Source organism: Maribacter aquivivus, from assembly GCF_900142175.1.
Classification (GTDB): Bacteria; Bacteroidota; Bacteroidia; order Flavobacteriales; family Flavobacteriaceae; genus Maribacter; species Maribacter aquivivus.
Map to the genome: position 1 here is coordinate 967598 of NZ_FQZX01000002.1, position 15257 is coordinate 982854.

Sequence of the window (15257 nt, forward strand, 5' to 3'; positions counted from 1 at the left end):
CATTTCAGATTTGCTTTCTTCATATTCATTCTCACTTTTAATCATTAAATAGTAAACTAGAGCACTTATGCATCACTAGCTTTTAATTTGGCTAATAATAGTTTTGTCTTTAATCTTAGTGTCATCTGCAAGCATTAATGCCTTACTTAAAATTACGGATAATGTGGAATCGCCTTCAAAAGGAAGAAAAACTTCGTTTGTACGTTTAGACCTATCTGCCACAATACACAAGTATTGATCATTAGGTTTCATTAAAATATTACCACTCCCTAAATGTATTTTGTAAATTCTAATGGTTCCCTTAACCACAAGAAAATTACCTTCAAAAGAGCACTGGTCAGCAATCTTTAATTTTGGAATAATATTTTCTAGAAGTTCTTTTCTTTCTTGACCACTTACTGCAAGATTACCGAATGAAAAATCTGACCAGTAGCCATGATACCTTTCTTCTCCTCCATCTCTCCAATTAGGATCTGCCCCAATACTGGTTACCCCTACAAAAAGGTCTATATCTCTCATAGCCTCAGAAAAAACAATAGCAGGAACTTTATCCATTTCTACCTGACTCTCTTCATCATAAAAACGAACCTGATCTGTCTGTAAGTAATTGAAAATACCAGAATCATTGGCAGAATCTTGTATACCTTCTACCCAAAACTCTACACGATATTTCCAAGCAGCTATTTTTAATACAGGGGTATTATGAGAATCCCATTGTCCTTGAAGTGTATATGCCCAACCACGCTCCCTACACAGCGCAATAAATATATGTTGCCTTAAAACATGTGCCGCAAATCTATTGGAATATGTATTCGTGTTTTTTTCCGCATCTGTAACAATATATAACTCTCTATGTGCCTGTTTAAACGGTTGTTTTATTTCATTTTTCTCTAACCATCTTCGCCAAGATTGAACTTCGTTAACAGAAGAATTAACAGGATGCCATAAGGTAATTTTGGCATTTTTATAATTTTTTAAGATTACTTCATCAACATCTATAAACTCATTATTTTCATAAATAACACTCGTAGTTTTATCATCTATCTTGAAGTTCCAAATCAGTTTAGTTCCAAAAAAACGTAATAGATTATTATCTAAATACAACTTTTTCCATTGCTCGAAGTCCCATTCGCGTTTAGCTAAAAATATCTTTTCAATTCTACTCTTTTGAGCAGTAAGATTTGACTGTATATCTTTTACCTTTTTCTTATACCCTTTTAATTCTTCAGAAAAATTATCCTTTACAAATTTTGGGATAGACTTTATCTTTTTACTACTTTCATTTTCCCAAAGTAAACTAAAACTAGAACTGTTTTCAATTGTACCAATAGCTGTGTATTCTCCAAATTTTTGAATTAGCTGAAAGTCAGAATTCAAACCAAAATCCTGAACAGCCAATTCTTCAATTTCATACATAGTCTTACCTTCCGCTTTTGCTACACGCTCAATTGCCTTGGTAATTATTGATTGTACTGAAGGATATTTAATTTTCATTCTAAACTTAGTAAGTCTAGAAATACCATCTTGATATGGAAGCTTAGAAAAAGAATAAATGCAACCATTACCTAATTTAGCGCTTAGCGCGCCTACATTCCTTAATTTCTTATAACTCAACAACCCTAAAACCTCTATTATTTGGTTTAGCTCATCTTCATTTATCACAGCACTAGACCAAACAGCAGACCTTAATATTTGTATATTTTTATCTGCAATAAAATCGAACTCATATTCTTGGTTTTTATGTATCTGCCTAAAAAGATCTAAGGTGTCTTCTATCCATTTAATAAAACTTGGTTTTATCTTGTCTACACCTATTTTAGCAATTAACTCACCAGATGTTTTCAACCAGGAGTTGGCAGGCATACTTTTACCCCCTCCTTTAGAAAAGTGTTCTAATAATTCTTTAAAAACTTCTTGATCACTTTCTTTTAAAGAGGTAATAGTTTCATAAATACTATTACCCAAAGGATCGTTACGATCCACCTCAAATTCCGAGGAATTTTTACCAATATTTGAAACTCTGGTACCCAGTCTTATGTCATCTGCAGATAAATAATTTCCTTTGGTAATCGCCTTTTCCACCTTATTTAAGGTAGACCTTAATTCTGGGGATACTCCCGTTTTCTGTACTTCTTTCTCTATTTTACCCAACAAAGGTACTATAGGCCAGTTGAAGCTATATAAATGTCCTTCGCTACCATGCATAAACCCGTTTATAATTTCTAATATGTCCTCATCATTAAAATGTATATCTGAAGCCCTAATTAATAAACTCAATACATTTTTAGCGGTGTCTTTTAAGAAGTATCCATCATCTCCCCAATCTGTTTTGGTTTGACCGTTTTTGAGATAGATTAAATCAAAAATAAATTCTTTTCTAAAAGACGACGGCATCTTTTTGAGTTCTTTATACTTGGGTATATCAGTTAATTTAACCGAATATCCATCTCTATATTCTAAGGCTTCTTCAAAAAATTCTTTACGAAAACTGATTACCTCTGGACTTATTTCTAACTTACTTTCAATGTCGTTATTCACCCCAAATAACTTCTTAATAATATCTTTCATAGACTATCCTCCTACTAATTGTGTAAGCTTTACAAAAGCAATTTCCGTGGTTTTAGATACCAAAACTTCTTGCTCTAAATCTTCGGCTTGTTTATTGTCTATAAGTATAAAATAACCGTTCTTTTGAAAGGCATCTAAAGCAACCAAAATCTGTTTCTCCATATCTATCTGTTTGTCACGTTTTTTTAACCTGAATCCGTTTAATGTTTTCTCAGCTTCACTAGGCTGAATTAAACCTTTAAAATATTCGGGGAGATTTTTATTATACGTTTCAACCTCAGATTCTACTCTAGCAGATATTAATTCTTTGACCGTAGTTCGTTCATTTTGAACGGCAATCTCTATCTGATTTAGAATATCGCCCGTAAATGTCGCATCTTTTATAGTTAAGACCATTTTGAAGTTTTTCTAAATTTATGGATTTTAAAAATTTCTAAAGAAACTTATCTGTTTAATTAATTTTTAAATCCATAATAAACAGGTCATCCCTTTTTAAACATAATCAGAAAAAATATCCGTTATTTTTTTGATATTTTAGCCATAATAGCGCATTACATGAATATTGAAGATTTACTTGGGGAGTACAATATAATTGGTAGCAACCAAGATGAAGAATCTAATAGCTACAAAGGAAAACTGATTTTGTCTTTGGATGAGAATAGTAGAATAATTGCCATGTGGACTATTGGCACAGACCAAACACAAACAGGCACAGGATTCTTTAAGAATAACATTCTGGTTATAAACTTTAGATATTCTGGCGAAGATCAAAATGTTTATAAAGGTGTTGTCGTATACCAGTGCCTTAGCAAAGATGTTCTAGACGGATTTTGGTCTGAGAAGCATGGAAATCCGCTTTATTTAGGAGAAGAACGTTGTTTTAGAATTAAAACGAACGCTGAACTATTAGATTAAGACTACATAGCAAACATGATATGGCACCCTATAAACCCTATCACCGCCAAAATAATACCTACTAAGAATACATGAAAAGAAGTTCTAAGTAGTTTAAACTTTCTATCTATAGTCTTACCTAAATGAAACGTATCTCTTGCAATGGTTTTGTAAAGTTCGTCTCCCTTATACATTAAACTCGTTAGCCCTTCGGTATACTCTTCTTCATTCATGGTATTAAAATTACCGTAGAACAAAAGGTTATTAGTCCCCTTATCACCATGAGTAAGTTCTGGTCTAGTCGCAAATACGGCATATGCTATAGAAATGAGATTGGTTCCTAACATTATAATTGCCGGATATATAAGATGTGGGTCTTTATCTAATTGACTTAATACGGTACCTAAAATTATAGAAAGAATAAGCGCGTTTATGGAAATAAGAATGTTCGATTTTCTATCAATCATCGTATTCAAGGTATACTGATTTTTAGATACCAAACGAAACAAAGTTTCCGCACCACGTTCTGAACGAGGTTCAACTTTTGAGAGTTTCTTCTTTAATTCTTTTAGCTTCTCTTTATCAATACCCAATTCTTTTCTTAATTGCTTATCGATTTCTTTGGCTTCTTCTTTATCGTTTATCATATAATGTTTATAAAGCTATCAATTGGTGTTCTTTAAAATTTGGCATTTTTATATTAAAATGCTCATAAACAGATTTCGGAATTCCTAAATCAGCCATAAACACTTCTACCTCGTTTGGTAATTTTTCCAAAATAGTTTTAGGAGCCGCCAAGGTCATTACTTGGTTTGCTTTAAACCCTAACAATTCTCCATCTTTAGAAATACCAACGGGAATGTCCAAGGATATTCTAAATGCCGATGATGCGTTGGCTAATGCAATACTCTTGACAAATGCATCTGATAACGGTAATCTTTGAGAGAAACCTAAGTAGGCATCTACCCAAATATCAGTGGTTTCCGGGATGCCTTCTTTTGCCCCAAATAACAATGCTCTTTCTAATTGTGCTTTTGGCAGGTCTTTAGTTATAGGAACTACCAAATCTAAATTCACATTAAACCCCCAAGCAGCAAGTCTGCGAGCAGCTACTAAACCGCCGCCGCCATTGTTTCCATTTCCAACTCCAATGGTTATTACCGAACTTTCATTTGCTTTTTTGGCGATTAATCTAGCCAATTGAAGCCCTGCATTTTCCATCATCAATTCAATGGACAAGTTATATTTTTCAACCGCCCAATAATCCATCTCTTTAAAAGCTTCTAAGGAAAGACTGGTTACCTGCATATTTACTTTTTATAGGTGTTAATAGCTTCCGTAAAAAACTGTACCGCTTGTTCTTTATTAATTCTTGTAGCTGGTAAAACTGCTCCTTTGAACCCTTCATTTTTCCACTCGCCTAAGGAAAGTGAATCAAACTTAGAAGTATCTAGTCCATCGTGACCTTTGTATCCGCTGATATAAAAATAGTGTTCAGTGACCATCGTATCGGGTACTGCTAAACCAAAGCCTATTGCCAAATCATCAGAAATAATAACATAAGCACCTGAATCAAAATGATGGGGCCAGATTCGAATGTCTGATTCTAAACCATTTACGGCAAGTGTCTTTTCTAAACTAGATTGCGTTAAAGTTCTTAAATCGGCAAGCTCTTTTAATTTTGAAGCATCGAGCTTAAAGGTGAAAGTATCATCAATTGAATACGGCAGGTCGTAATGAAAATTATAGGTATACTTCTTACCCAAATATGTATTCGCAGAATTCGTTAACCATTCTAATACTTGGTGATGGGTTTTCCCGTCCAACGCAAAAGAAGCGTTGTTCTTAGGGGAATTCCAATCCAAAGAAAAGGTATTGTAGTTTAAGGTTAATACATCTCCATCTACTGATAACGGGTGTGTTTCTAGACGTTGCTTACCAATAGACCATCCAAGATTAGTGTGGCTATCATCTGCCTTTTTCTCTACAAAACTTATTCCTGCTGCAGCTAAATATTGTGCTGCTAAGTGCATCATTTTTTCCATCTATATTTTGTTTTTAGGGGTTAACACCGCCATAATTAATTCCTGTTAAACGATGCATATCATGATTGAAAGTAGATAAGTCATCAAAATTGAATTTTGAGATATCATCATGACCACAGGCTCTCGCAATAACCTTGATAAGGTTGTTTGTGGCATCAAAATAGTTATGTAATTGTTTTGCTGAAGAATCAATTATCAATCTACTTCGCAATGATTCTTTTTGAGTTGCAATACCCACCGGACAATTGTTACTACCACAAGCACGCATACCCAAACAACCAATTGCCTGTAAAGCCGAGTTTGATACGGCAATAGCATCTGCACCTAACATAAGTGCTTTACCAAAATCTTCTGCAATACGTAAACCTCCTGTAATTACCAAGGTTACATCTGTAGCACCTACTTTATCTAGATATTTTCTTGCTCTTGCCAAAGCAGGTATTGTAGGTACATTAATATTATCTCTTAATATGGTTGGTGCTGAACCTGTTCCCCCACCTCTACCATCTAAGATGATATAATCTACACCTACATCTAATGCAAACTGAATATCTTTTTCTATATGACTGGCTGCTATTTTGAATCCGATTGGAATACCACCAGTACGCTCTCTTACTTTTTCTGCAAAAGATTTGAAGTCATCTACACCATGAAAATCTGGGAAAGTTGCCGGAGAAATTGCCGTTTCGCCTTCTTTTAAACCTCTTACCTCAGCAATTTCCTTACTTACTTTAGCTCCTGGCAAATGACCGCCAGTTCCTGTTTTTGCTCCTTGTCCGCCTTTAAAATGGAACGCCTGTACTTTATCTAGCTTATCCCACGAAAATCCAAATTTTGCCGAAGCCAGTTCATAAAAATACTTGCTGTTATTTTCTTGCTCATGAGGTAACATTCCGCCTTCTCCTGAGCAAATACCTGTACCTGCTAACTGCGCTCCTTTAGATAAAGCTATTTTAGCTTCTCTAGATAATGCGCCAAAACTCATATCACTCACAAAAAGGGGAATATCTAAATGTAAAGGCTTCTTGGCTTTAGGACCAATAACCACCTTTGTTGCCACTTCATCTTCATCTAACAAAGGTCTGCTTGCCAATTGGGCAGGCAAAAATTGAATATCGCTCCATTTTGGCAACGTATTTCTATCCACTCCCATGGAAGCCGAGAATCCGTGGTGACCCAAGTTTTTTAATCCATTTGTGGCTAATTCTTTTATATACCCTGTATACGGTTCTGTTTCTTCAGGATGGGTATCTGCGTAAGCTCCTAAATAAGCGTCTCTATTAAACGGCTGCGGACTATCTTCTAGATAAGCATCTATCTCTTCTTCATCTACAAATAAATTGTCCCCTTCTATTTTAGTAATAAACTTTTGTAAAACCTCTGCATTATTGTATTCTGAAACTCCGGTATCTACTCTATAATCCCAACCGTGAACACCACAAATAAGGTTATGACCATCTACATGACCATCGGACATTAGTGCGCCTCTATGCAGACATCTACCGTACAATACAGAAATATCATCATCAAATTTTACAATAACTAAATCCAAACCATTGACTAATGCGTGTTCTGGTTTCTTGTTTTCTAAAGTGCTTACTTGAGCAATTGCAATTGGTTTTTTCATTGGTTGTGTTTTTTTAGTTAAAATGAAAAGCCTAGTGCGAAGACTATACGCCCCCCATCTACACTATTAAAATATCCTAGATTTACCGTAAATGCCTCGGCTCCTATAAGCCAAGCTGACGCACCTACCGAATTATGCCATTTATTAGAAGTATCATCTTCAACCCAAACCCTACCATAATCGAAACTACCGGTAAGTCCAAATCTAAACGGAACAAGGCTGGTTCTTAACCCTCCTAAAGGAAACCTTAAATCTGTATTCTGATAAAAAGATTGTTTTCCTGTAAATCTTTCGTTTCTAAATCCTCTTAAACTTTTGATACCACCAATAGTTGCTGCATGATAGAACTCAAAATCATCACCAATCAATGCTTCCCCTGCAATCTTGGTCGCAAAAACTATACTTCCGCTTTTGGTTAGTTTATGGTCTATAATTAATTGTGGTTGTATGTATGCAAAGCTATTATCTGCGTCGGTATTACCTATATTCGTTTTATAACCTATAGTCAAACCTGCATCTAGTCCTAAAGTAGGGAAAGCGGCACTATTTTTATTTTTAAAATTATAAGCAGTTTCTACACCTGCATAAGTTTGCCTGTCAAAAATTGTATTGGTCTCTGGTAGTTGGGCAAGAAAACGACCTTCTGTATTATCAACCTCAAAAGATTCTATTAAAGGTTTAAAAAAGAAAGAACCTCCGTTAATACCTTCCCATTGCAATGAAACCCCTGCTTTAAATTTACTAATTCTAATTCTATTAAAATCTAAATCTTCCTCATCAGCATCATAGAGCGTTTCATTTCCAAAACCGAAGAAATTCTCTGAAAAACTAGGACTTGTATATAAACCTTCTAAACCAAAATTCCAGTTATGAAATATATTTGAGAATTCACCTTTATACGACAAATCGAAACCTGACGTACTGGTATAATATGCTGCATTGATACTGTGTTTATAAGTAAATGGATTGCGTTGTAAACTATATGATGTATGATTGCTTATCACTCCTAATTTCACTCCGTCATCCGGATTAAATGCTATGATAGGCAACAACTGATTAAAATTATATTTTACTTTTTTATGATCGTAATTATTTAATTCATAATCATTTACTAACCATTTTTTAGATCTTTTATTTACAATGGTATTCTCCTTATCCTTGTAATCGTATAATTTTACTTTTCGAGTATTCTTAAAATCGTAGGTATCGTTTTTCTTTCCTCCTACTATTTTAATTTTTATAGGATGATCTCCTTCTCCTTCTACCGTAAAAGTATCTTTACCATCTAACCCAAAGAGCCAAATTTCTTTGGTAATATCATTTGAAAATGTATGATTCAATAGACCTAAATCTTTACGGTCTATTTTTACCGAAGTCTTTCCATCAGCCAACCTCGTTATTGTAAAATCATCTGCTTTTTGTGTTCCAGTAACTACTTGAAATTTATTCAAATAGAGGTAATACGCTTTTGAAATCTTTTTAAGATTATCTCGTCTGCCTTTTAATTTCTGCTTTATATCATCGATAACAGGTCCTTTTATTTCTTCGGGAATTGCTTCAAAAGCATTTTCAATATCAGCATCTGATAGTTCTTTTTGAATATGATCAGTTTGCTTTTCCCATTCTTCCCATCCAGAGGCATGAATAAAAGTTAGGTCTAAATGATACGGAGACGTTGCAAACCATTTTACACTTCTAAGATTTTCATCATAAGTTTGCATTTTACGCAACCCCGGTATTACTCTAGTTAGAAAACTAATTAAAGTACCGTCGTATTTTGAAAATGCTTGATCCCTGTCTCTAGGTATTGGGCTGCAATACTCCGTTCCATCTTCATTTTTATAAAGCGCCCAGCGCCATTGGTCTTCGTGACGGTCCCAATCTCCTAAAAGCATATCGAATATTCTTGCACGGATATAAGAAGGCTCATCTACTACAGATTTACCCGACCTGTTTATTTCTTGTAAAACATCAGCAGTACTTAATATTTTCAACGGTTTCCCAAAACTCTCTGCTTCTATTTGTGTGTCGCCCACATGCTCTTCAATCATATATAATTCATCACCAAACTCGTCATTATAAACACCTAATGTTTCTTGTTTAGGAATGTAATATAAAATAGGATTGGTATGATTGACACTAACCGCATCAGACAATCCACCTATAACAAAAGGAGTATATGGGTTTGAAGTTGTATAAAAATCGGCTAAAAATTTATCTACGGTTGTACCGTCTAAAACATCGCCAATATAAGTTTCTTGAAAAGCATTCGCTTGTAAAAACTTTATGGTACTCTTTTTTAAAGCGCGCATAACATACTGCTTACCCCCTTTATCTTCTAATCTAAGTGATTTTGATTGTTGCCCTCCTCCTCGTTTCAAAGGAGTTAAACCGCCCATCAAAGTATCTAAGAAAACAACTGGCACATCAACTTCTTTACCATAGAATTTACGATAATGTTCACCCCAAAGCGCCTTATAGAATCCACTTTTAGTAGCAGCTTCTTTAGTATAAATAGCTGCTGATTTAGTTGTTCCGAGATTTTCATCGAAGTTGTACACTTCTAAATCTTCAGTTTCGCTCTTTAGAACGGTCGTCTTAAAAACCTCATTAAAAGTTCCGTTTTCTAAAGCATAGTATTTTGCTAATACACTACCATTAATAGTAATATCTAAACGTACATAACCCTTTTTAGTAATAGAAAAATCACCTTGTTCGCCATTTTTTACTGCTTCAAGTTTACCAGCTGCTCCACTTATAATTTGAGGTACATTACCTTTTATATACTGTAAATTTTCACTTTGACCTGATAAAAAGATAACGTTATCTGCACCGACGGCAATTGTCTTTAATCTGTTTCTAAGTGATCGGTATTGCTTATTTTGAAATTCTTGTGTAGAGAATCCGCCAATATTACTAAGAAAACCTTGTTTACTATATGTTTTTGTTGGGTGATGTATTGCAACAAAAACGATTTTGCCTTGTGCTTTTTTTATGCGATTTTCAAATTCCAAAAAGAATAAAGTTCTATTCTGAATTTCAGATTCTTCATTAATATAAATGTGATCGTCCCAATTTTCTAAGAACCATTGAGAATCTACCGTTATCAATTCTACGTTTTCTCCCAAATCTTGATGCTTAATAGGTTCCGCATCATCAGGAGAAAACTTAGCTTTGCTATTTTTCTGAATATATTTTTCAATATCAGAAACACTTTTATACCCATTTACCCACTCTTTATTACCAGGAATAAAAATGACATCATTTCCTAAATTTGATAATATAGACAACTGCTTATCCAATGATTTTTCTATTTCAGTTTTAGGTGCAGCGTTACCTAATATTAATACGGTAGGCTTATTTACTAATTGCGATTTTTTTAAAATCTCAGAGAGCACTTCAGTATCAGAAACATCCCATGTGTTGGCTGTAACATAAATGGACCGCTCTATTTCTTGAGAAGAAACAGTACTCGTAACTAATGCTAAAAGGAAGATTAGGAGAAAATGGGTGAACTTTTTCATTATCGTTGGTTTACTTAGTGTTTGTACTTAAAGTGGTTTGTGAATATGATATAAATTTTGAATCATAATCAATGACGTTGTCTTTACGCATTGTACTTAATATGTTATTGACCGTCTGTCTAGAAGTGTTTGTTAAGTTGGCAATATCTTTGTGAGAAAGAAGATTCTTTGCTATTACCCTTTCCTTATTACTTTCACCGAACTCTTCTATGTAGGCTTTAATAAATTCAGAGATTCTTGTCTTACTGTCTTTGTATAACAGGTCTTGAAGTCTTGTCTCTAATTTTCTAATGCGAAGACCATATATTTTTAACAAGCCATTTTTTAAAGATTTATGCTCTTCCATCAAATCTTCCATCATATCAGATTCGATATAACAAATAACTACGTCCTCTAGAGCTATGGCTACTTCTTTAGATGAGCTATCTTTATCATAAATGGATAATTCTCCAAAAATATTTCCCTTCTTAACGACATACTTTACAATGTCACAATCAGAGTCCATAATCTTAACAGATCCATTTTTCAAAAAGAAAATGCATTTTCTATCTCGTGCTCCTATTTCAATGACACTGCCTTTATCTACATGATCCATTTCTAGAAGATCACATAGTTTCATCATAGAAGGCATCCCTAACTTTTTAAAAAGGCTAAATCCTTCTAAGAACCAATATTTAGTTATTGCTTTCAAAATATAATTTTAACAAAACCAATATTACTGATTATCAATAGTATGCAGAAGCTTTAAATTTAACAGAGTTACTTCATACGACAGTTGAATAGATTTTATGGAGCTGCGAATGCAAAAAATATTACCTAATCAATAATGCTCCTAAATCTTTTTAAAATTGGTCGGTTTTAACATTCAGTCGTATTATTATCCTAATCTTTCATAATTATTTTAACATTCCCCTAAAAAATATCTTTCATGTTCAAAAAACACTAGCCCTAAAATTGTATATAAATGACGTAATTTGCACCCCCATTTACTCAATAATATATTATTAGAATTATAGAAATATGACGAAAGATCACGAGTTTTTTATGAGAAGAGCCATTGAAATGGCAGCAAAAGGAATGAACTCTAATGCAGGTGGCCCTTTTGGTGCTGTAGTTGTAAAAGACGGAGAAATTATTGCTGAAGGTCATAATAAAGTAACCTCAACAAATGACCCTACTGCACACGCAGAAATGGTTGTTATACGAGATGCCTGTAAAAAATTAAGTACTTTTCAACTTACAGATTGCATTATTTACACCTCTTGCGAGCCTTGCCCCATGTGTTTTGGTGCCATTTATTGGGCTAGACCAAAAGCAGTTTATTATGGTTGTGATAAAGCAGATGCAAAAGCGATTGATTTTGACGACCAATTTATTTACGATGAATTGGAAGTTGATATGAAAGACAGACAAATTCACTTTAAACAAATGTTACAGGAAGAAGCTGTTGAAGTTTTTAACAACTGGGCTTCTAAAAACGACAAAACAAGATATTAGAAAAACTATCTACTGTTTATTACCTATTTCAAAAAAGAGAGAAAAACAATGCTTGTTTTTCTCTCTTTTTTTGCTCGTGATTGTATTTGTTCTCAAGTAGTCTTGTTTTCTAACCTTGTATGTAATTGATACTACATATCTCTTTCTATGCGACGAAAACCAATGTGTAATTATCCATAAAAATAGGAGAAATTATATTTTCTATCAACTTTGCTTCGGGAACTTAACTACTAAAGGCTGATTTACTTTTTTAGCAAATTGAGCAAAATAATTATTCCACTCTTTTTTAGTATTGAATTGTTTACTTTTTTTCCAGCTAAATCCGGTATAATAAGCTACTTCACCATAAATCACTTTTAAATGGGCATACAGATTGCTTAAATCTTTAGCGTTAGTCACACACTTGTCATAACCCAATAACGTGTTTGACTTAGCTACAATACCTGCCCCTAATTCAGTTCCCAAAAAAGGTTCAGACAAATAAACCGATTGAAATCTCGAGTATCCTTACAATACTAATTCAACTAATTTATAAAAAACTTACTACTGGAATTATAAACTTTGACGCATTAACCCTTCTTGGGCGACCGAAGCTACTAAAACCCCTTTTCTATCGTAAACACTACCTCTTGCAAATCCGCGAGAATTAGATGCACTTGGGCTGTCCATACTATACAATAACCATTTTGTAATATCAAATTCTCTATGAAACCAAATTGCATGGTCTAAACTAGCATAAAATGTCTCCCCCTTATTCAATTGCTCTCTATGTGGTAAAGTGGCTGTTGTTAGTAAGTTATAATCAGAAGCGTAAGCTAATAATTGTTGCTGCATCGGTAAATTAATTTCAGCCGTATCAGAAGTTCGAAGCCAAGTATTAAAAAAAGGAGAACCATTCTCTACCAACTGGGTTGTAAATTTTTCTACGGGTTTAAATTCAAACACTTTAGGTTGTATTGCCTTAAGTCTTTTATATGCCGTTGGATGCAGTTCTTTTATCTCTTCAACTTGTTCTAAACTTGTAGTTAATTTCTCTGGTGGAATTAAATTAGGCATTGGAAATTGATGATTTACTCCGTCAGCTTTTACTTGAAAAGATGCCGCCATATTAAAAATAGCTACTCCATTTTGTTTCGCCACTACTCTTCTCGTTGTAAAACTACCTCCATTTCTAATAGTATCTACCTCATAAACAATAGGATACCTTAAGTCTCCTCCTAAAATAAAATAACCGTGTAATGAATGCGCAATACGATCTTCTGGTACTGTTTGATAAGCTGCATGCAAAGCTTGTGCTAGCACTTGCCCTCCAAAAACCCTTCCCCAGGGCGCTTGATAATTTTGCCCTTCAAAGGTAGTATCATCTATTTTTTTCAGGGTTATCAACTCTATTAATTCTTTAATTGTCTGCATGTATAATAACTGGTTGTAAGTGGAACAATTTAAGTATAAAAAAACTAAAAGCGTATGGTAACAGCGATTCACTTCTAGAAAAACAGTAAAGAAAAACACCTAAAATTACACATAAAAAATACTTCCTTTCACTTATACGATAATGTAAAACTGTACTCTCCAATTAAATTATAAGGTGTGTAAAAATCCAAAAAAATGAAGTTCTAAGCACACAAGCTAATTACGAAAAATGAGACTTTCATTAAACCATTATATTAAATCACTGAATTTTTGTTAAAATATTGATTATTTCCAAAGCTTTTTCTACCATTGTTATTAATAAACGATATCTCATTTTAAAAAACTAACACCCTTATTTCGTTTTAATAACTCATATAATTCTAGACAGCTTACCAAATCTGCTTACCCCAATAACAAATTATAGATGTAGACTCAATGACAAGAAATTAAACACCTAAAAAATTAACTAATAATAAATAAAAAATGAAAGACGCAGTAATTGTATCAACAGCTAGAACTCCTATGGGGAGAGCATATAAAGGGGCAATGAATGCCACCCAAACGCCTACAATGGCAGGTTGGGCAATACATGAAGCTGTTAAACGCTCTGGGGTAGATCCGGCAGAAATAGATGATGTAATTATGGGTTGTGCTTTACCTCAAGGGTCTTCAGGTATGAATATTGGACGAATGGCCGCTCTTGCAGGTGGTTTACCAGTAACAGTCTCTGGTATGACCGTGGACCGCCAATGTTCTTCTGGTATGATGGCGATTGCGACCGCTGCTAAACAAATTTTATATGACGGCATGAGTGTTGCAATAGGCGGTGGAGTGGAATCTATTTCTATGGTTCAAAACGAACATATGAATACATTTCATATGGTAGACAAAAAATTAAAAGCTGTTCATAAAGATGTTTATATGCCAATGCTGCAAACTGCAGAAGTTGTTGCTAAGCGCTATAATATAAGTCGTGAAGCGCAAGATGCATATGCTCTTCAATCTCAAATGCGAACTGCAGCCGCTCAAGAAGCAGGAAAATTTGATGATGAAATTATTCCAATTGAAACGATTAAAGCAATCGTAGACAAGGAAACTAAAGAAATGAGGTTTCACCCTGCTTATTTAAACAAAGATGAAGGTAATAGACCTGAAACCACGGCTGAAGGTTTGGCAGGTTTACGCTTAGTAAATGAAGGCGGAACAATAACCGCTGGTAATGCTAGCCAAATGTCTGACGGTGCATCTGCCTGTGTTTTAATGGATTCTAAATTAGCAGAACAACGTGGTGTTTCACCACTAGGTATTTATCGCGGTATTGCCGTTGCCGGTTGTGAGCCTGACGAAATGGGAATTGGGCCTGTTTATGCAATTCCAAAATTATTAAAGGCACATGGCTTAAAAATGAGTGATATTGGTCTTTGGGAACTTAATGAGGCTTTTGCCGTTCAAGTGCTATATTGTCAAGAACGTTTAGGTATACCGAATGAATTAATGAATGTCAACGGTGGCGCTATTTCAATAGGTCACCCCTATGGCATGTCTGGTTCAAGAATGGTTGCCCATGCATTGATTGAAGGAAAAAGACGTGGTGCCAAATATGTAGTATCTACCATGTGTGTAGGTGGCGGAATGGGTGCTGCAGGACTTTTTGAGGTGGTTTAATTATCACTTTAAACATTATAATTA

At 34.3% G+C, this 15257-nt stretch carries 13 protein-coding genes; 3 read left to right on the forward strand and 10 right to left on the reverse strand.

The features are described 5' to 3' along the window. Positions 1–75: 75 nt before the first annotated feature. Entirely contained in the window at positions 76–2568 is a 2493-nt protein-coding gene (locus BUC31_RS14820) for a DUF4132 domain-containing protein (RefSeq protein WP_073245520.1), read from the reverse strand. Between the two features lie 3 nt (positions 2569–2571). Next, entirely contained in the window at positions 2572–2964 is a 393-nt protein-coding gene (locus BUC31_RS14825; RefSeq protein WP_073245522.1) for a hypothetical protein, read from the reverse strand. Positions 2965–3123: 159 nt separating this feature from the next. On the opposite strand from BUC31_RS14825, the gene BUC31_RS14830 reads away from it, so the two are divergent. Next, positions 3124–3483: a hypothetical protein gene (locus BUC31_RS14830; RefSeq protein WP_073245524.1), complete on the forward strand. Its 360-nt coding sequence runs from the start codon at positions 3124–3126 to the stop codon at positions 3481–3483. A 2-nt stretch (positions 3484–3485) separates the two neighbouring features. Here BUC31_RS14830 and BUC31_RS14835 read toward each other — a convergent pair whose 3' ends face one another. From BUC31_RS14835 to BUC31_RS14860, 6 genes are read right to left on the reverse strand one after another with little or no spacing between them, the layout of a single operon-like run. After that, positions 3486–4109 (reverse strand): Pycsar system effector family protein, encoded by a 624-nt coding sequence (locus tag BUC31_RS14835; protein ID WP_073245526.1) that lies wholly within the window; start codon positions 4107–4109, stop codon positions 3486–3488. Positions 4110–4116: 7 nt separating this feature from the next. Then, positions 4117–4770: an NAD(P)H-hydrate epimerase gene (locus BUC31_RS14840; RefSeq protein WP_073245528.1), complete on the reverse strand. Its 654-nt coding sequence runs from the start codon at positions 4768–4770 to the stop codon at positions 4117–4119. 2 nt (positions 4771–4772) lie between these two features. Continuing rightward, on the reverse strand, positions 4773–5507 hold the full coding sequence (locus BUC31_RS14845) for a hypothetical protein (RefSeq protein ID WP_073245530.1): 735 nt from the start codon (positions 5505–5507) through the stop codon (positions 4773–4775). 13 nt (positions 5508–5520) lie between these two features. Continuing rightward, positions 5521–7134: a glutamate synthase-related protein gene (locus BUC31_RS14850; RefSeq protein ID WP_073245532.1), complete on the reverse strand. Its 1614-nt coding sequence runs from the start codon at positions 7132–7134 to the stop codon at positions 5521–5523. A 17-nt stretch (positions 7135–7151) separates the two neighbouring features. Further along, the gene (locus BUC31_RS14855; protein ID WP_073245534.1) at positions 7152–10658 is read right to left on the reverse strand and encodes a hypothetical protein; all 3507 of its coding nucleotides are present in this window, start codon (positions 10656–10658) and stop codon (positions 7152–7154) included. Positions 10659–10668: 10 nt separating this feature from the next. Further along, a complete protein-coding gene (locus tag BUC31_RS14860) occupies positions 10669–11349 on the reverse strand; it encodes a Crp/Fnr family transcriptional regulator (RefSeq protein WP_139251979.1) in 681 nt (226 codons plus the stop codon). Positions 11350–11678: 329 nt separating this feature from the next. On the opposite strand from BUC31_RS14860, the gene BUC31_RS14865 reads away from it, so the two are divergent. Beyond that, entirely contained in the window at positions 11679–12155 is a 477-nt protein-coding gene (locus BUC31_RS14865; RefSeq protein ID WP_073245538.1) for a nucleoside deaminase, read from the forward strand. 204 nt (positions 12156–12359) lie between these two features. Here BUC31_RS14865 and BUC31_RS14870 read toward each other — a convergent pair whose 3' ends face one another. Both BUC31_RS14870 and BUC31_RS14875 read right to left on the reverse strand, forming a co-directional pair. After that, positions 12360–12635: a DUF4861 family protein gene (locus BUC31_RS14870; protein WP_073245540.1), complete on the reverse strand. Its 276-nt coding sequence runs from the start codon at positions 12633–12635 to the stop codon at positions 12360–12362. A gap of 72 nt (positions 12636–12707) precedes the next feature. Next, on the reverse strand, positions 12708–13568 hold the full coding sequence (locus BUC31_RS14875) for an acyl-CoA thioesterase (protein WP_073245542.1): 861 nt from the start codon (positions 13566–13568) through the stop codon (positions 12708–12710). A gap of 483 nt (positions 13569–14051) precedes the next feature. Here BUC31_RS14875 and BUC31_RS14880 point away from each other — a divergent pair, with 483 nt between their 5' ends. After that, on the forward strand, positions 14052–15233 hold the full coding sequence (locus BUC31_RS14880) for an acetyl-CoA C-acyltransferase (protein ID WP_073245544.1): 1182 nt from the start codon (positions 14052–14054) through the stop codon (positions 15231–15233). The last annotated feature ends 24 nt before the right edge of the window (positions 15234–15257 follow it).